This is a genomic window from Micromonospora sp. NPDC049559 (genome assembly GCF_040676675.1).
Lineage (GTDB): Bacteria > Actinomycetota > Actinomycetes > Mycobacteriales > Micromonosporaceae > JBFAPK01.
On sequence record NZ_JBFAPK010000037.1, the window covers coordinates 1 to 15,778 of the forward strand.

General features: G+C 72.1%; 20 protein-coding genes and 1 tRNA gene. 16 read left to right on the top strand and 5 right to left on the bottom strand.

Features of this window, described 5'->3' with window-relative positions; all coding sequences use genetic code 11:
* The first annotated feature begins 299 nt into the window (after positions 1–299).
* The 8 genes from AB0J86_RS30480 to AB0J86_RS30515 all read left to right on the top strand — a co-directional run bounded on the left by AB0J86_RS30480 (position 300) and on the right by AB0J86_RS30515 (position 8,608).
* Positions 300–827: a MarR family transcriptional regulator gene (locus AB0J86_RS30480; RefSeq protein ID WP_363861098.1), complete on the top strand. Its 528-nt coding sequence runs from the start codon at positions 300–302 to the stop codon at positions 825–827.
* 192 nt (positions 828–1,019) lie between these two features.
* Positions 1,020–2,216 (top strand): cytochrome P450, encoded by a 1,197-nt coding sequence (locus tag AB0J86_RS30485; protein WP_363861099.1) that lies wholly within the window; start codon positions 1,020–1,022, stop codon positions 2,214–2,216.
* 23 nt (positions 2,217–2,239) lie between these two features.
* The gene (locus AB0J86_RS30490) at positions 2,240–3,484 is read left to right on the top strand and encodes an acyltransferase (protein WP_363861100.1); all 1,245 of its coding nucleotides are present in this window, start codon (positions 2,240–2,242) and stop codon (positions 3,482–3,484) included.
* A 196-nt stretch (positions 3,485–3,680) separates the two neighbouring features.
* The gene (locus tag AB0J86_RS30495) at positions 3,681–4,697 is read left to right on the top strand and encodes a methyltransferase (protein WP_363861101.1); all 1,017 of its coding nucleotides are present in this window, start codon (positions 3,681–3,683) and stop codon (positions 4,695–4,697) included.
* 144 nt (positions 4,698–4,841) lie between these two features.
* Positions 4,842–7,304, top strand: a complete 2,463-nt coding sequence (locus AB0J86_RS30500) for a transketolase C-terminal domain-containing protein (RefSeq protein WP_363861102.1) — start codon at positions 4,842–4,844, stop codon at positions 7,302–7,304.
* Positions 7,305–7,416: 112 nt separating this feature from the next.
* Entirely contained in the window at positions 7,417–7,854 is a 438-nt protein-coding gene (locus AB0J86_RS30505) for a DUF3052 domain-containing protein (RefSeq protein ID WP_363861103.1), read from the top strand.
* A gap of 77 nt (positions 7,855–7,931) precedes the next feature.
* The gene (locus AB0J86_RS30510) at positions 7,932–8,399 is read left to right on the top strand and encodes a peroxiredoxin (protein WP_363861104.1); all 468 of its coding nucleotides are present in this window, start codon (positions 7,932–7,934) and stop codon (positions 8,397–8,399) included.
* A 134-nt stretch (positions 8,400–8,533) separates the two neighbouring features.
* Positions 8,534–8,608, top strand: a tRNA-Val gene (locus tag AB0J86_RS30515).
* Positions 8,609–8,703: 95 nt separating this feature from the next.
* Here the strand turns inward: AB0J86_RS30515 and AB0J86_RS30520 are convergent.
* Positions 8,704–9,168 carry a MarR family transcriptional regulator gene (locus AB0J86_RS30520; RefSeq protein ID WP_363861105.1) on the bottom strand — a complete coding sequence of 155 codons (465 nt, stop codon included), beginning with the start codon at positions 9,166–9,168 and terminating at the stop codon, positions 8,704–8,706.
* Between the two features lie 141 nt (positions 9,169–9,309).
* On the opposite strand from AB0J86_RS30520, the gene AB0J86_RS30525 reads away from it, so the two are divergent.
* The 3 genes from AB0J86_RS30525 (at position 9,310) to AB0J86_RS30535 (ending at position 11,707) form a co-directional block, all read left to right on the top strand.
* The gene (locus tag AB0J86_RS30525; RefSeq protein WP_363861106.1) at positions 9,310–10,530 is read left to right on the top strand and encodes an MFS transporter; all 1,221 of its coding nucleotides are present in this window, start codon (positions 9,310–9,312) and stop codon (positions 10,528–10,530) included.
* A 129-nt stretch (positions 10,531–10,659) separates the two neighbouring features.
* Positions 10,660–11,079, top strand: coding sequence for a heme-binding protein (locus AB0J86_RS30530; RefSeq protein WP_363861107.1), 420 nt, complete (start codon positions 10,660–10,662; stop codon positions 11,077–11,079).
* 280 nt (positions 11,080–11,359) lie between these two features.
* Positions 11,360–11,707, top strand: a complete 348-nt coding sequence (locus AB0J86_RS30535) for a hypothetical protein (protein WP_363861108.1) — start codon at positions 11,360–11,362, stop codon at positions 11,705–11,707.
* A gap of 41 nt (positions 11,708–11,748) precedes the next feature.
* Here AB0J86_RS30535 and AB0J86_RS30540 read toward each other — a convergent pair whose 3' ends face one another.
* Positions 11,749–12,066, bottom strand: a complete 318-nt coding sequence (locus AB0J86_RS30540) for a hypothetical protein (RefSeq protein ID WP_363861109.1) — start codon at positions 12,064–12,066, stop codon at positions 11,749–11,751.
* Positions 12,067–12,120: 54 nt separating this feature from the next.
* Positions 12,121–12,387 carry a hypothetical protein gene (locus AB0J86_RS30545; protein WP_363861110.1) on the bottom strand — a complete coding sequence of 89 codons (267 nt, stop codon included), beginning with the start codon at positions 12,385–12,387 and terminating at the stop codon, positions 12,121–12,123.
* Positions 12,388–12,605: 218 nt separating this feature from the next.
* On the opposite strand from AB0J86_RS30545, the gene AB0J86_RS30550 reads away from it, so the two are divergent.
* From AB0J86_RS30550 to AB0J86_RS30570, 5 genes are all read left to right on the top strand, one after another.
* Complete coding sequence (locus AB0J86_RS30550; RefSeq protein ID WP_363861111.1) at positions 12,606–13,163, top strand: GNAT family N-acetyltransferase; 558 nt, start codon at positions 12,606–12,608, stop codon at positions 13,161–13,163.
* A gap of 52 nt (positions 13,164–13,215) precedes the next feature.
* Positions 13,216–13,773, top strand: coding sequence for a GNAT family protein (locus AB0J86_RS30555; protein ID WP_363861112.1), 558 nt, complete (start codon positions 13,216–13,218; stop codon positions 13,771–13,773).
* Positions 13,774–13,854: 81 nt separating this feature from the next.
* Positions 13,855–14,310, top strand: a complete 456-nt coding sequence (locus AB0J86_RS30560; RefSeq protein WP_363861113.1) for a pyridoxamine 5'-phosphate oxidase family protein — start codon at positions 13,855–13,857, stop codon at positions 14,308–14,310.
* Positions 14,311–14,443: 133 nt separating this feature from the next.
* Positions 14,444–14,569: a hypothetical protein gene (locus AB0J86_RS30565; protein ID WP_363861114.1), complete on the top strand. Its 126-nt coding sequence runs from the start codon at positions 14,444–14,446 to the stop codon at positions 14,567–14,569.
* Between the two features lie 258 nt (positions 14,570–14,827).
* Positions 14,828–15,079: a hypothetical protein gene (locus AB0J86_RS30570; RefSeq protein WP_363861115.1), complete on the top strand. Its 252-nt coding sequence runs from the start codon at positions 14,828–14,830 to the stop codon at positions 15,077–15,079.
* 41 nt (positions 15,080–15,120) lie between these two features.
* Here AB0J86_RS30570 and AB0J86_RS30575 read toward each other — a convergent pair whose 3' ends face one another.
* Together AB0J86_RS30575 and AB0J86_RS30580 are read right to left on the bottom strand one after the other, a co-directional pair.
* Positions 15,121–15,327, bottom strand: a complete 207-nt coding sequence (locus tag AB0J86_RS30575; RefSeq protein WP_363861116.1) for a hypothetical protein — start codon at positions 15,325–15,327, stop codon at positions 15,121–15,123.
* 116 nt (positions 15,328–15,443) lie between these two features.
* Entirely contained in the window at positions 15,444–15,770 is a 327-nt protein-coding gene (locus AB0J86_RS30580) for a zinc ribbon domain-containing protein (RefSeq protein ID WP_363861117.1), read from the bottom strand.
* Positions 15,771–15,778: the final 8 nt, after the last annotated feature.

Here is a 15,778-nt window from a genome sequence, read left to right on the forward strand (position 1 = left end):
CCAGGACCTGGAGGTTCTCCGCCTGCCGTCGGATCCGCGAGTTCGCGTTGTCGATCTGGTAGAGCTTCTCCAGCCGGGCCGGATCCCGCTCGTCGTGATTTGCCCTAGATCGACGGAGGGGTGGGCGCCTCGGCCGCGGCACCCGACGCCCGATGCCGGGTAACGGCCAGGGCGCCGCCGATGCATCGCGGGATGCGGATGTATGGATATCAGCCGAACGCGCGGCTAAGGGAAGCCGCCCGATCGGGTGCGCGTCAGCGGGGATCTTGCGGGGTCACCCCGGTAGTACCCTGGTCCGCATGCTGCCGACCGATCCCGCCCCCGGCGCCGCGGACGTGCTGGACCGCGCCGCGCTCGCCGGTGACGTGGTACGCCAGGTCGAGCGCGTCGCCGCGGCGATGCACCGCGAGCGGCAGATCGGCCTCGCCAAGCTCGGCCTCACCCCGGCCGTGGCCCGGGCCCTGCACGAACTCGACCCGGACCGCCCGCTGCCGGCGCGCGCCCTGGCCGACTCGCTCGGCTGCGACAAGTCCAACATCACGGCGCTGGTGGACAAGCTCGAACAGGCGGGCCTGGTGCAGCGCCGCTCCGACCCGGCCGACCGCCGGCTCAAGACGATCCTGGTCACCGACGCCGGCCGGCGGATCCGCGCCGAGGTGCGTGAGCTGGCCGCGGAGTTCCGGCTGCTCGACGGGCTGACCGACGCCGAACTCGGCACGCTGCGGGAACTGATCGGCAAGGTCTCCAACGCCGCCTGCGACGGGGACCCGTGCGACGATGCCGCCGCCGCGGCCGGCGCTGCCTGCGGCGAGGTCCCCGCGCCTTAGGTCCGCGCCCCCCGATTTCCTTACATACATTTGTCATTTCGAATGCATGTGCGTGGCGTCGCTGTCAATGTTGGTGGCGTTGTCGGGCTAGTGCGGTGCTCATATTCTGAATCAGCCTGTTCGGTCACGTGTACGCGGAAGACCTGAGGATCGGTCCCGCCGCGCGGTCGCCGGTCCCGAAAGGAAGAGCCCGTGTCAGGCTGCGAGGAACCGAAGTCCTATCCATTCGACAAGGACGGCCCCGGTCGGCTGAATCCGCTGTACGCCACGTTGCGCCGGGACCGGCCACTGATCCGGGTCCAACTCCCGTACGGCGAACCGGCCTGGCTGGCCACCCGCTACGCGGACGTGCGGTGCGTGCACGCCGACCCCAGGTTCAGCCGGGCGATGGCCGGTGAACGGGACCAACCCCGGGTCTTTCCGGTGATGCCGGAGGACAACCTCCAGGGCATGGATCCCCCCGACCACGGACGCGTCCGCCGGCTCGCCGCCCGGGTGTTCACCGTGCAGCGGGTTGCCCGGATGCGCCCCCTCATCCAGCGGATCGCCGACGACCTGCTGGACCGGATGGAACGGCAGGGGCCGCCCTGGGACCTGATCGAGGGCTTCGGCGCGCCGCTGACCAGCGGTGTGATCGCCGAACTGTACGGCGTGCCGCCCGCGGACCGGCCACGGTTCGCCGAGTGGTCCAAGGCGCAGACGGCCGTCACCTCCATGCCGCCGGAGCAGATCGAGGAGTACGTCGGAAAGCTCCAGCGGTGGGTCGACGACACGGTCACCAAGCGCATCGAGGAGCCGGGCGACGACCTGATCGGCGTACTGGTCGAGGGCTACCGGGAGGGCTCCGACATCTCCCGGCACGAGGTGGTCACGCTGGCGCGGCTGATGCTCGCGGCCGGGCACGACAGCGTCAGCTACCAGATCGGGCACTGCGCCTACCTGCTGCTGACCCACCCCGACCAGCTGGCGCGGCTGGTCGAGGAGCCGGACCTGATCACGCTCGCGGTGGAGGAGTTGCTGCGGTACGGCAAGACCGACGAGGCGGCCGTCTTCGCGCGCTACGCCCGGGAGGACGTCGAACTCGGCGGTGAGCTGGTCCGGGCCGGCGAAGCCGTGCTGCCGTCCAGGATCTCGGCCAACCACGACGAGGCCGTCTTCGATGATCCAGACCGGCTCGACCTGGGCCGGCGGCACAACCCCCACCTGGCGTTCGGATTCGGGCCCCACCACTGCCCCGGCGCGAACCTGGCCCGGGCGGAGCTCCAGATCGGACTCGGGTCGCTCGTCGCGAGATTCCCCACCATCCGGCTCGCGGTGCCGGCGTCGGAACTGCGCTGGCACGCCGGCGGCCTCGCGCGGGAAATCGTGTCCCTGCCGGTCACCTGGTGACCTCGACTCCTGGTTGGTGAAGCGTGCACCGTGACAGCCTCTCGACCGAAGCGCCGCGGCGGCTACCGTCGCTCACCGGGCTGCGGTTCATCGCGGCCGCGCTGGTCTTCGCCACGCACGTCGTCTGGAACACGAGCCTCGCCGCCGGCCCGTTCGGCGACGGGGTCAGGAGGCTCTTCTCCCTCTCCGGGGCGTACGGCGTCGGCTTCTTCTTCATCCTCAGCGGGTTCGTGCTCACCTGGACGGCCCGGCGGGGGGACACCGCGGGCCGCTTCTGGCGGCGCCGGTTCGTCAAGATCTACCCCTCGCACCTGGTGACGTTCCTGCTGGCCGGGGTGCTGCTGGTCGCCATCGCCCAGCCGATCGCCACGGTGGACTGGGTGGCCAGCCTGTTGCTCGTGCAGGCCTGGTTTCCGGACATCGGGACGAGTTCCGCGATGAACGGCCCGAGCTGGTCGCTCTCCTGCGAGTTCTTCTTCTACCTCATGTTCCCGCTGTTCTTCGCGGCGGTGCGGCGGCTGCGGGCGACGTGGCTGTGGTGGGCCGTCGGCGTGACGGTGGCGCTGATCGCCGGCGCGTTCCTGGTCGCGCAGTTCCTCGTCACCGATCAGCCCCGTCTCACGATCTTCTTTCTCTCCGGCACGTACTCGTTCACGCAGATCTGGTTCGTCTACTTCCTGCCGCCGGTACGGGCGTTGGAGTTCGTCCTCGGGATGCTGCTCGCCCGGATCGTGCTGGCCGGCCGGTGGCCCGCGTTCGGGGTGCTGCCGGCGGCGGCCGTGGCGGTCGCCGGGTACCTGGTGGCCCTCGTCGCCCCGTACCTGGCGGGGACGGGCGGGCTCGCCTCGATCTGGACCGCCCCGCTCATCGCGGCGGCGGCCGTCTCCGACTGGCGCGGCACGGCAACGGGGTTGCGCGGTCGGGTGCTGGTCCGGCTCGGCGAACTCTCCTTCGCCTTCTACCTGGTGCACTGGATAGTGATCATGACGGCGGCGCGCCTCCTCGGCCCCCAGAGGGCCTTCCCGCAGCCGGTCGGGTACGCGCTGATCGCGGTCCTGCTGGCGGTGTCGCTGCTGCTGGCCTGGGTGCTCCACACGGTGGTGGAGGACCCGGTGGTACGGCGGTTCAGCCGACCACGTACCGAGGAACGGGCACCGGAACGCGCGGTGCCGGCCGGCTCGGGCCGGCCCGACGACCGGGCGTTGGCGTTCACCGGCACGCAGGCGGCGGACGACGAACCGCACCACGGCCGCCCGGCCGCCGAATAGGACCCTCCACGTCGCGCAACCTCGTCGGCGTCGCGCTGCCGTGCATATTCGTTGCGGCCGGGTCAACAATTGCGGGGATTGACCCTGTGCCGGTCCATGGAAATAGTCTGGCTATCGTCCCGACAATGGCCCGAGGAGGAAATGTATGTCCGGAAACCCTTCCGGTGACGGTGAATTCCAGGGGCGGAACGATCCTGTGTCCGAGCTTTTCGGCATCGTCTGGGGCTATTCGACCTCGGCGGTGGTGAACACCGCGCTGGAGCTCAGGCTTCCCGATCTCCTCGGCACCCAGGCTCGGTCCAGCAAGGAACTCGCCACGGAGACCGGCACCCACGAGCCGTCGCTGAACCGGCTGCTCCGGGCGATGTCCAGCCTCGGCGTCACGAAGGAGACCGAGCCGGGCACGTTCGCGCTGACGCCGGCCGGGGCGCTGCTGCGCCGCGACGCGGAGAACTCGATGTGGTCGCTGGCCAGCCTGCTGCTGCACGAGTCGATGTGGCGGCCGTGGCAGCAGCTCACGGAGAGCGTACGGACCGGGGAGCCCACCTTCGAGCCGCAGTTCGGCGTCTCCTACTGGACGTACATGAGAGAGCATCCCGAGGTGTCGAGCGTCTTCAACGGCGCCATGGGGAACGCCTCGCAGGACGTCGGCGCGGCGATGGCGGCGACCTACGACTTCAGCCGGTTCGGCACCGCGCTGGACATCGGCGGCGGCAACGGTACGCTCCTCGCGGCGATCCTGCGGGCCACGCCGGGGCTGCGGGGCATCGTCTTCGACAGTGAGTCGGGGGTGGCCGAGGCGCCCGGGTACCTGGCCGAGCAGGGGGTCGCCGACCGCTGTGACATCCGTTCCGGGAGCTTCCTGGAGGAGATCCCGACCGGCGGCGACATCCACATCGTCAAGAGTGTGATCCACGACTGGGACGACGAGCGGGCCGCCGCGATCCTGCGCAACTCCCGCCGCGCCCTGCCCGCCGACGGCCGCCTGCTCATCGTCGAGCCGGTGCTGCCGCCGCCGCCGGTGACCGTGACCCCGCAGGGGCCGTTCGCCTATCTGAACGACCTCAACATGATGATCAGCCTGCGCGGCAAGGAGCGCACCGAGGCCGAGTACGACGCGCTGCTCTCCGCCACCGGCTTCCGCAAGACCGCGGTCGTACCGATGTCCGGTTACGCCCGGGTCAACATCATCGAGGCGGTCGTCGCGCCGTAGCGCCGGTCGAGGTCGTGCCGGCCCTCCGTCCGGTGCCGCCGCAGCGGGCGGGACCGGACGGATCGGCGTGACCGGGTGCGGACGGTTGGGTGATCGCCACCTGGCGGTACGTGTCGGAGTGGTCGGTGGTGGCCCGCGTCGGTAATGCTGTCCGACGTGACCACCCCCCAAGATCTCGACGAAAGGTTCCGGGAGGCGGTGGGCGCTCTCGCCGTCCCGGCCGCCCGGCGCTCACCCGACGAGCCGGTCCGTGACGGTGGCACGCTCACCGGGGAGGCCGCGCTCGAACTCTTCGACGCCCAGCTGACCAGCCGGCACCTGGATCTCGCGGCGCGCTGGCTGCGCAGCTTCGGCGAGGGGTACTACACCATCGGCTCGTCGGGGCACGAGGGGAACGCGGCGGTGGCCGCGGCGGTACGCCCCACCGACCCGGCCCTGCTGCACTACCGCTCCGGCGGCTTCTACTGCGCCCGGGTCGCCCAGGCCACCCCGGGCGGCGCGCTGAGCCGGCCGGTGGCCGGTGCGGGCGCCGAGGGCGGCGAGGAGGCCCCGCGTACCGAGGACCGGGCCGGCGCCGCGACGGCCGGCGCGGCCGGGCGCGACGACGCGGACGGCGTGGACGACGCGGACCCGATCAGCGCCGCCGCCCGGGACGTGCTGCGTGGGGTGGTCGCCTCCGCGGCCGAGCCGATCGCCGGCGGCCGGCACAAGGTCTTCGGCAATGCCGGGCTCGCCGTCATCCCGACCACCTCGACCATCGCCTCGCACCTGCCCCGGGCGGTCGGGGTCGGCTTCGCCATCGAGCGGCTCCGGCGCGCCGGCACCGCGCCGCGCGGTTCGGGACGGCAGCGCCCGCCGGCGTTCCGTGCGGGGGCCGAGACGCGCTCGCCCTGGCCGGCCGACGCGATCGTGGTCTGCTCGTTCGGCGACGCCTCGGTCAACCACGCCAGCGCCACGGCCGCGTTCAACACCGCCGGCTGGTGCGACCACACCGGACTGCGGATCCCGGTGCTCTTCGTCTGCGAGGACAACGGGCTCGGGATCAGCGTGCGCTCGCCCGAGGGCTGGGTGGCCGCCGCGCTGCGGGCCAGGCCGGGGCTGCGGTACTTCGCCGCGGACGGCTGCGACCTGGTCGAGGCGTACGAGGTGGCGGCGCAGGCGGCCGCGTGGGTGCGCCGGCACCGGCGGCCGGCCGTGCTGCACCTGTCGACGGTACGGCTGATGGGGCACGCGGGCGCGGACGCCGAGGTGGCGTACCGCCCGGCCGCCGAGATCGCCCGGGACGTGGAGCGGGACCCGCTGCTCGCCACGGCCCGGCTGCTCGCCGAGGCGGGGTTGGCCACGCCCGAGGAGCTGCTCGCCCGCTACGACGAGGTGGGCTGGCAGGTGCGCAAGGTGGCCGAGGAGGTGCTGGGGGAGGCGAAGCTGACCGCCCCGCCCGACATCGTCGCCCCGCTGGCGCCGCGCCGGCCGGTACGGGTCGCCCGGGCGGTCACCGAGGCCGCCACGCGGGCGGCCGGTCCGGGGGCCGCCGCCCGGGCCGCCGCCTTCGGCGACCGGCTGCCCGAGCAGGAGGGGCCGCTGACCCTGGCGCAGACCATCAACGCGGCGCTCGCCGACGGGTTGCTCGACCACCCCGGGATGGCGGTCTTCGGCGAGGACGTCGCGACCAAGGGCGGGGTGTACGGGGTGACCAAGGGCCTGCGGGAGCGCTTCGGGGTGACCCGGGTCTTCGACACCCTGCTGGACGAGACGTCGATCCTCGGGCTCGGCCTCGGCGGCGGGCTCGCCGGGATGCTGCCCGTACCGGAGATCCAGTACCTGGCGTACCTGCACAACGCCGAGGACCAGATCCGGGGCGAGGCGGCGACCATGCAGTTCTTCTCGCAGGGGGCGTACCGCAACCCGATGGTGGTGCGGATCGCCGGGCTGGCGTACCAGGAGGGGTTCGGCGGGCACTTCCACAACGACAACTCGGTGGCGGTGCTGCGGGACGTGCCCGGCGTGGTGCTCGCCGTGCCGGCCCGGGCCGACGACGCCGCGCCGATGCTGCGCTCCTGCCTGGCCAGCGCGGCGGTGGACGGCACGGTCTGCGTCTTCCTGGAGCCGATCGCGCTCTACCACACCCGCGACCTGTACGCCGAGGGCGACGGGGAGTGGCTCGCCCCGTACGCCGGTCCGGGCGGCTGGGCGGGCAGCCACGTGCCGATCGGCCGCGCCCGCGTGTACGGGGTCGGCTCGGCCGAGGACATTACCGTCATCACATTCGGTAACGGGGTGCGGATGTCGCTGCGGGCCGCCGCCCGGCTCGCCGAGGAGGGGATCGGCACCCGGGTGGTGGACCTGCGATGGCTGGCGCCGCTGCCCGTGGCGGACATCATCCGGGAGGCCTCGGCGACCGGCCGTGTGCTGGTCGTGGACGAGACGCGCCGGTCCGGCGGGGTCGGCGAGGGGGTGCTGGCGGCCCTGGTCGATGCCGGATTTGTCGGTTCTGCCCGGAGAGTAGCCTCTATCGACTCGTTCATCCCACTTGGCCCGGCTGCTCGTCAGGTACTGGTCTCGGAAGATGCAATTACCCAGGGTGCCCGTACGCTGCTGGCACGGTAAATTCCGTTCCACTCGGTGCGCCACTTGCGCCGAGGGGCGCGACTGTGTGGACTTTGCCCTACCGGTGTCACCACTGATGCCGCTAGCAGTTGAGATGAGGAGGCACGCGACAGTGAGCGCGACCGCTGGTCAGGCCGCCGACGGAGTACGGAGCCTGGCGGACCGGTTCGGCATCGAGCCGGGAATGGTGGTCATGGAGATGGGGTACGACGACGACGTCGACCAGGATCTCCGTGACGCCCTGACCGACCGTTGTGGGGAACTGGTCGACGAAGACACCGACGAGGTCGTCGACGCGGTGCTGGTCTGGTACCGCGACGGCGACGGTGATCTCTTCGAACTGCTCGTCGACGCCCTCGGCCCGCTGGCCGACAACGGCGTGGTGTGGCTGCTGACGCCCAAGGCCGGGCGCGAGGGTCACGTGGAGCCGAGCGAGATCAGCGAGTCGGCGCCGACCGCAGGCCTGCAGCAGACGTCGACCGTGAACGCGGGCAAGGACTGGAGTGGCGCCCGTCTCGTCCTGCGCCGGGGCGCCAAGGGCAAGAAGTAGCGGCGCGGGCACCGGCCGGGAGCCAGCCGGTGCCCGTGGAAGACTGGATGCCTTCGCAACAACCAGGGGGAGCAGCGATGCCGATTGGAACTGGTGCGGAGGCGCCGGACTTCGTCCTGCGGGATCAGAACAACCAGGAGGTCCGGCTCTCCGAGTTCCGCGGGCGCCGCGCCGTGCTCCTGGTTTTCTACCCCCTCGCGTTCACGGGCACCTGCCAGGGCGAACTGGGCGAGATCCGGGACAACCTCGACGAGTACCTCAACGACCAGGTCCAGGTCCTCACGGTCAGCGTCGACTCGGTCTACGCCCACAAGGTCTGGGCCGACCGCGAGGGGTACCGGTTCCCGCTGCTCGCCGACTTCTGGCCGCACGGGGCCGTGGCGCAGGCGTACGGGGTCTTCAATGCCGAGCGGGGCTACGCCAACCGGGGCACCTTCGTGGTGGACCGGGCCGGCGTGATCCGGTTCGCCGAACTGAACATGCCGGGCGAACCCCGTGACCAGGCGGGCTGGCGCAAGGCCCTCGCCTCGGTCGCCGGCGCCTGACTCCGGGTGCGAGCACCGATCCTGGCGAGGGTCGGCGTACCCGGAAACCCTCACCTTCCTCGCCTCGGCGCGCCGAGGCACCGGGCGGCAGGGTAAGCTTGCCGCCGCCGGCCCGCCCGCCGTACGGGCGTACCGGGCGCGTAGCTCAGTGGGAGAGCACTCGCCTTACAAGCGAGGGGTCGCAGGTTCGAAACCTGCCGCGCCCACCACCCGCACCAGCCCGCTGGCGGTCGTCGACCGCGGGGCGGAGTGCGTCGACATACTCGGAAGCAGCCGGCGTCGCGACCGCTGACGCCGGCACGGGTCAGGCGGACTGTGGGGCGTGCAGCGACTCGACGGCGCGCACCAGCGGTGCCAGCTCCGGGTTCGTCGCCGCCGCGTCGAGCGCCTCGCGCAGCGCGGTGTCGTTGGTCGGGCGGGCGTGCTCCAGCAACTCCAGGCCGGCGGGCGTGACGTTGGTGTAGATGCCCCGCCGGTCGGTCGGGCAGAGGTAGCGCTCCAGCAGGCCCCGGTCCTCCAGGCGGGTGACCAGCCGGGTGGTGGCGCTCTGGCTGAGCACCACCGCGTCCGCGACCTGCCGCATCTGTAGGTGACCGCCCGGACCGTCGTGCTGCCGGCTGAGCACCTGGAGCAGGGAGTACTCGCGCACGCTGAGGTCGTGCCCGGTCTGTAGGGCGCGCTCGATGTGGGCCTCGATCCGGTCGTGCAGCAGGGAGAGGGAGCACCACCCCTGGGCCAGGGCCGTGAGCGCCGGGTCTGTCGCTGTCATGGGCCTTCCCTCCGTCCCGGAGCCGCTCGGCCCAGTATAGAGCACAATCGCGATATACGGCGTTTGCAATTAGCCCGCGTCTGCAACTATGGTTGTCCGCGTACTAAGCGCATCCGCAACTTTCCGGAGGGAACTCTCGTCATGCCTCTCGCGCTCCTGGCCCTCGCGATCGGGGCCTTCGGGATCGGCACCACCGAGTTCGTGATCATGGGCCTGCTGCCGCAGGTGGCCCACGAGTTCCGGGTCTCCATCCCCACCGGTGGGCTGCTCGTGACCGGTTACGCGCTCGGCGTCATGTTCGGCGCCCCGCTGATGACCGTGCTCGGTACCAAGGTGCCCCGCAAGCGGATGCTCATGGTGCTGATGGGCCTGTTCGTCGCCGGCAACCTGCTCTCCGCCGTCGCGCCGTCCTTCGCGGTCATGCTGATCGGGCGGGTGGTCGCCTCCCTCGCCCACGGAGCCTTCTTCGGCATCGGCTCGGTCGTCGCGGCCGACCTGGTCGCCCCGGACAAGAAGGCCGGCGCCATCGCCATGATGTTCACCGGCCTCACCGTCGCCAACGTCGTCGGGGTACCGCTCGGCACCCTGGTCGGACAGTCCGCGGGGTGGCGGGTCACCTTCGCCATCGTCGCCGCGGTCGGTGTCCTCGGACTGGTCGGTGTCGCCCGCCTCGTCCCCGACGTACCGAAGCCCCAGGGCGTACGCCTCCGGCACGAGGTGTCCGCGCTGCGGAACATCCAGGTGCTGCTCGCCATGGCGATGACCGTGCTCGGCTTCGGCGGGGTCTTCGCGGCGATCACCTACATCGCGCCGATGATGACGCAGGTCACCGGCTTCGCCGAGGGGTCCGTCACCTGGCTGCTGGTCCTGTTCGGCCTCGGCATGGTCGGCGGCAACCTGGTCGGTGGCCGGTTCGCCGACCGCGCCCTGATGCCGATGCTGTACGTCTCCCTGGGCGGGCTCGCCCTCGTCCTCGCCCTGTTCACCCTCACCGCCCACAACCGGGTCGGCGCCGCGGTCACCATCGCGCTGATCGGCGCCCTCGGCTTCGCCACCGTCCCGCCGCTGCAGAAGCGCGTCCTCGACCACGCGCACGGGGCCCCGACGCTGGCCTCGGCCGTCAACATCGGCGCCTTCAACCTCGGCAACGCGTTGGCCGCGTGGCTCGGCGGGCTCGTCATCGCCGCCGGTCTCGGCTACACGGCCCCGAACTGGGTCGGCGCGGTGCTCGCCGCGAGCGCCCTCGTACTCGCCGCCGTGTCGGCGGCCCTGGAACGGCGCGACGCCGGGCACGGCGTCGCGGTGCCCGGTGCCGCCGCGGCTCACGCGGCTCAGCCACCGGTGGCGGCCGTCCGGCACTGACCCGGGTCACGCCGCCGCTGCCGGCCGTCACCGTGCCACCGGGCCCGGGTAGGGCCGCCGCCACGGCGGTGTGCGACCCGAGACCACCCCTCGTCCCAAAAGTCGAACAGTCCAGTTAGGAGAATCATCATGAGCACCACCGCCGTAGCGCCCCTCACCGTCCAGGAGGCGGACGCACTCGTCGCCGCCGCGAGCCGCGCCGCGGAGGCGGCCGGGGCCACCGTCAGCGTGGCCGTCCTGGACGCCGGTGGCCAACTGCTGGCCTTCCGCCGCGACGACCGCGCCGTGCTGATCTCGGGTGAGACCAGCCGGCGCAAGGCGTACACCTCGGTCCAGCTGAACGCGCCGACGGCCGACCTCGTGGACGCCGTACAGCCGGGTGCGCCGTTCCACACCCTACCCACCGCCCTCGACCAGCCGCTGCTCTTCATCGCCGGTGGCATCCCCGTGCACCGCGACGGCCGGCTGATCGGCGCGATCGGTGTCGGCGGCGGCACCCCGGAACAGGACCACTCCTTCGCCGCCGCCGCGGTCGAGACGCTCGGCTGACGGGCGGCTCACGGTACGCACGCCGGCTCACGGTACGCACGCCGGCTCACGGTACGCACGCCGGTTCCCGGGCCGCCTGGGAACCGGCGGGAGCGGCCATGGGCCGGTACCGCCGGGTACGAGCGGTCGGCGGCCGGCCGGTCGGCGCGCACCGACGTGTGTCCGCTATGGACATGGTTCGGTACCGTCCGACCCCGTACCGTCGCCGACGGCGGCTCGTCGGCCACGGCCGCGGTCTCGCCCAGCCGGTCCCGACAGCGAACGAGGAGTTCCCACCGTCATGACCATTCCCGCCGCCGTACGTCGGCCCCGTCCCGTCTCCGGTTCGATCGCGCTGCTGACCCTCGGCGCCATGGCTCTGGGCCTGGCGGGCTGCGGCAGCAAGACCACCGACTTCGACCGGTTCGTCGAGCGGCACCGGTGCGAGAAGCTGGTGCGGGGCGGTGACGGCGACATCGACATGTCCTGCGTCGACCCGCAGAGCGGCAAGCGCGTGGACATCGAGTTCGAGGCCAACGACCGCCCGGGGCAGTACTTCACCGACACGCCCTTCGGCGGCACCGTGCAGGTCTTCGCGCAGGACGAGGTCCGCGACTCCAAGATCTACTCGAAGATCAAGAAGTCCTGACCACGGCGGTGACGCGTCCGCCCGGGTGCCCGGTACCCGGGCTACGACGGCGTCGGCGCGGGCGGCGGTAGGACAGGCGTCGGCGGGGTCGGCGGCGGCGAGGCCGGGCCCGGCGGGGTCGGGCTCGGGCCGGGGCTGGCGCCGGTGCAGCGCGGGTCGTTCGCCACCACGTACAGCTCCCGGAACTCCAGCCCGATCGTGTCAGGCTCGTCCACCCACGCCTCGTAGACCATGTTCGGTCCGTCGCACCGGGTGCGGATCTCCGCGCTCTCGTCGCCGCAGGCCGCGGTCGAGAGCACCACGCCGGCCAGGGCCACGAGGCCGGCCCGTCGGGCCGCCCGGGTTGGTGCTCGCATCATCGGATCAACCTCCGGATGGGGGGAGAGCGGTCCGGAGCGCCACCGGAGCGGCGGTCACCGGCTGGGCGGTGCGGTCGGGGCGGGGCTCGCGGCGAGGCAGCGCGGGTCGTTCGGCACCACCCGTACGGTGCGCAGTTCCAGCTCGGCCTGGTCCTCGTCGTCGGCCTCCAGCCGCCACGACTCGTAGACCATGTTCGGGCCGTCGCAGCGGGTCCGGATCTCCCGCTGGCCGTTCGCGCAGGCGGCGAGCGCCGGCAGACAGGCGAGGGCCAGCACGGCCGGGCCGGCGATCCGGCAGATCCTGCCGAGGACACGACTCATAGACCGACCTCCACGCGCGCGTGGGAAATCTATCCGTGTGACATTGATATCCGATGTCGCGGCGGTGGCCAACCCCTGACATCGGCCGGGGCACGCCCCCGACCGACCAGGTCCCGCCACGCCTCCGCCCGGCGGCCGGGGCTTGCGCGTCGCCGGCCGGGGTGGGCCACCCGAAATATCCGGACCGTGGTAGCCGGCCGCCGGTCTAGGATCGCCCGGTGTTCCGACCGACCACTCCCATCGTCACGTCCCGCCTGCTCCTGCGCCCCTTCACCGTCGACGACGTGGACGACGTCTGGGCGTACCAGCGCCAGCCGGAGGTGGCCCGCTTCATGGCCTGGGAGCCGCGTGACCGCGAGCGGTCCGCGCGCTCCGTCGAGCAGATGACGGGGGAGGACGTACTGGCCAGGGAGGGCGACTGCCTGACGCTCGCCGTGGTCTGGCCGGAGACCGGCACCGTCGTGGGACAGGTGGAACTCGTCTGGCTCAGCGAGGAGCACCGCCAGGGTGAGATCGGGTACGTCTTCAGTCCCCGGTACCAGGGCAGGGGCCTGGCCACCGAGGCCGCCACCGAGCTGCTCCGGATGGGCTTCCGGGAGTTCGGCCTGCACCGGATCATCGCTCGCTGCTCGGCGCGCAACGAGGCCTCGGCGAGGCTGATGGAGCGGCTGGGCATGCGCCGGGAGGCACACTTCGTGCACAACGCGCGGCACAAGGGCGAGTGGAAGGAGGAGCTGGTGTACGCGATGCTGGAGCACGAGTTCCGGCCGCGATAGCGTCGCTCCGGCCGTACCGCCACCGCGCCGACCGCGCCGGTACAGTGCGCGAATGTTCGTGATCGACCTGGGTGACGGGGCCGAGCTGCGCCCGCTGGAGCCGTGGCAGGCCGAGGAGTTCCTGGCCCACATGGACCGGGCGCGCGCCACCGTGGACCCGTGGATACCGTGGGCCAGCCGCAGCACCGACCTCGACTCGGCCCGTGCCACGCTCCAGCGGTACGCGGACCTCGCGGCCCGCGACGCCGGCCGACTGTACGGGATCTGGCTCGACGGCATGCTGGTCGGCGGGACCATGTTCGTCTCCTTCGACGCCACCTACGGAGTCTGCGAGATCGGCTGCTGGTTGGAGCCGGCCGGGCGGGGCCGAGGGTTGATCACCCGGGCGGCCACCCACCTCGTCGACTGGGCGGTACGGGTGCGCGGCATCCACCGGGTCGAGTGGCACTGCCGGACGGACAACACGGCCAGCGGCAACGTGGCGCGCCGGCTCGGCATGCGGCTGGACGGGGTGCTGCGCGAGGAGTTCCTGCACCAGGGCGTCCGGTACGACACCGAGGTCTGGTCGCTGTTGGCGCCGGAGTGGCGCGGGGACGGTACCGCCGGTTGATCCGGTGCGGGCGCGACGGCTACCGGGCCGCGCCGGCATGGCGTCGGCGGCGCGGCGGTCGTCGGTGCGATCCTGGGTCGCATGACCGGATGGCGGGACGTCGAACGGGCGGAGCCGGAGTTCGCGCGGCGCGTGCGGGCGCTGTTCGACGCCCACCGGCACAAGACGATCGCCACCCTGCGCGCCGACGGGTCACCCCGGATCTCCGGGATCGAGGCGAGTTTTACCGACGGCGAACTGGTTTTCGGCTCCATGCCGCACGCGCGAAAGGGTGCGGATCTGCGCCGGGATCCCCGGTTCGCCCTGCACAGCGCCACAATCGACCCGGTCGAGGGCGCCGAGGCGCGGTGGCCGGGCGAGGCGAAGATCTCCGGTCGGGCGGTCGCCGCCGGGCCGATCGTCGATGGAGCGGAGGGTGAGCGCTTCCACGCCGACATCGCCGAGGTCGTGCACACCCACCTCGACGAGAAGGCGACGATGCTCGTGGTCGAGTGGTGGACGCCGGGGCGCGGGCTGCGCAGGGTGGAGCGCGCGTAGCCGGCGCGGTCGCGGGCGTCGCCATATCAGCGGTGGAGCGTTCCGCCTGTCCCCTTTCCGACAGTGGCGTCGGTGAATCGCACCAGTCGCACGGCGGGTGTCGTCACCGGGCCCGGTAGGTAACAATTCGGGCATGACGACCCGTTACTCGTCGCGGCCGAGCAACCGGCGCCCCCTGTACATCGCGCTCGCCACGGTGGTCGGGCTCTTTCTGCTCTGCGCCCTGTGCGGATTGATCACCGCACTGGGCTCGCGGTGATCCGCGACCGCGACGATCCAGCCCCCGAGGGGCGGCCCGAGCGTACCCGGATCCCCTATTCTCTCCCCCTAATCGGAGCCGCACGGGAACCGGGGATCTTGTCTGGCTCGTCCACCGTGGCGGGCACGGGCAAAGTCGGATGGAAGTGTGAAAGTGCCATTGACGCCGCTGGCTCTCCGTGTTTCCTAGCCGACCGGCGCGCGAGCAACTGATTCGGGAGTTCTGCTCCGCGCGCCCCGACCCTGCGGGATGGGTTTCATGCGGGATGAGATGCGGGATCTGATCGAGGCTGCGCACGGCACGATGCGCGAGCACGTCTCGGACGACGGCAACTGGTGTCGTTCCTGCGGCGAACGGCATCCCTGCCAGAGCCGCCGCGACGCGCGGAGCCTGCTGATCCGCACCGGCCGGTTGGTGCTGGCCCGGAACATGCGCCTCACCGATCCGACGCGGGCCGACGCGAAGGACAACCGCCACGGGTACGGTCGGCCGGAGGATCCGCGGAACTGAGCCGGCCCGAACCGGTCGCCGCCGTCACGTCGCCGGCCCTGTCACGTCGCCGGCCCGCGCCACTGGTAGGTCCAGGGCGGACCCTCCCCGAGCAGCGCGGTCAGCTCGTACATCTCGGCCTCGGCCAGTCCCCGCTCGCCGATGTGGTGATGGGTCAGCGGCGGCCGGCCGTTCGGATCCAGCTCGACGGTCACGACCGTACCGTCGGCGGGCCCACCCACCAGGGGGACCTCCGTGGTGAGTTGCATGACCCCATCTTGCCGAGGCGCCCGCGCGCCCGCAGCAGATCGCGCCAGCCCGCCCGGCCCGACCCGCTCCGTCCGAGCCCTCCGGGGCCACGGATCCCCGAGCGGCCGGGCCGGGCTCAGTCTCGCCAGTCGTACGCCAGCTCCTCCGGCCGCCACCCCACGGTGATCCGGTTGATCACCGCGACCAGGGCGCTCTGCCGGGCGGCGGGCGGTACCTCCCGGGCGGCCTCCTCGTTAAGCGCCGCGAACCGGGTCCAGGCCTGCTGCTCCACGCGCTCGGCGGAAACCCAGGGGCGCTCGCACTCCTCGTTCGGGCAGCCGTAGAGGCGCTGCCCGCTGGAGGCGAAGGCGGGCCGCAGCTCCTGGCCGCAGAAGCGGCAGTGCAGCAGGCCGCGCAGGTAGTAGGGGTCGGGCGAGGGCGGCGCGACGTGGGAAGAGTGCATCTCCAAGG

Coding starts and splice junctions, on each gene's coding strand:
- AB0J86_RS30525 (WP_363861106.1), top strand. CDS start 9,310: ATGCCTCTCGCGCTCCTGGCCCTCGCGATCGGGGCCTTCGGGATCGGC.
- AB0J86_RS30510 (WP_363861104.1), top strand. CDS start 7,932: ATGCCGATTGGAACTGGTGCGGAGGCGCCGGACTTCGTCCTGCGGGAT.
- AB0J86_RS30520 (WP_363861105.1), bottom strand. CDS start 9,168: ATGACAGCGACAGACCCGGCGCTCACGGCCCTGGCCCAGGGGTGGTGC.
- AB0J86_RS30535 (WP_363861108.1), top strand. CDS start 11,360: ATGACCATTCCCGCCGCCGTACGTCGGCCCCGTCCCGTCTCCGGTTCG.
- AB0J86_RS30545 (WP_363861110.1), bottom strand. CDS start 12,387: ATGAGTCGTGTCCTCGGCAGGATCTGCCGGATCGCCGGCCCGGCCGTG.
- AB0J86_RS30565 (WP_363861114.1), top strand. CDS start 14,444: ATGACGACCCGTTACTCGTCGCGGCCGAGCAACCGGCGCCCCCTGTAC.
- AB0J86_RS30555 (WP_363861112.1), top strand. CDS start 13,216: ATGTTCGTGATCGACCTGGGTGACGGGGCCGAGCTGCGCCCGCTGGAG.
- AB0J86_RS30540 (WP_363861109.1), bottom strand. CDS start 12,066: ATGATGCGAGCACCAACCCGGGCGGCCCGACGGGCCGGCCTCGTGGCC.
- AB0J86_RS30530 (WP_363861107.1), top strand. CDS start 10,660: ATGAGCACCACCGCCGTAGCGCCCCTCACCGTCCAGGAGGCGGACGCA.
- AB0J86_RS30500 (WP_363861102.1), top strand. CDS start 4,842: ATGCTGTCCGACGTGACCACCCCCCAAGATCTCGACGAAAGGTTCCGG.
- AB0J86_RS30580 (WP_363861117.1), bottom strand. CDS start 15,770: ATGCACTCTTCCCACGTCGCGCCGCCCTCGCCCGACCCCTACTACCTG.
- AB0J86_RS30560 (WP_363861113.1), top strand. CDS start 13,855: ATGACCGGATGGCGGGACGTCGAACGGGCGGAGCCGGAGTTCGCGCGG.
- AB0J86_RS30480 (WP_363861098.1), top strand. CDS start 300: ATGCTGCCGACCGATCCCGCCCCCGGCGCCGCGGACGTGCTGGACCGC.
- AB0J86_RS30570 (WP_363861115.1), top strand. CDS start 14,828: ATGCGGGATGAGATGCGGGATCTGATCGAGGCTGCGCACGGCACGATG.
- AB0J86_RS30575 (WP_363861116.1), bottom strand. CDS start 15,327: ATGCAACTCACCACGGAGGTCCCCCTGGTGGGTGGGCCCGCCGACGGT.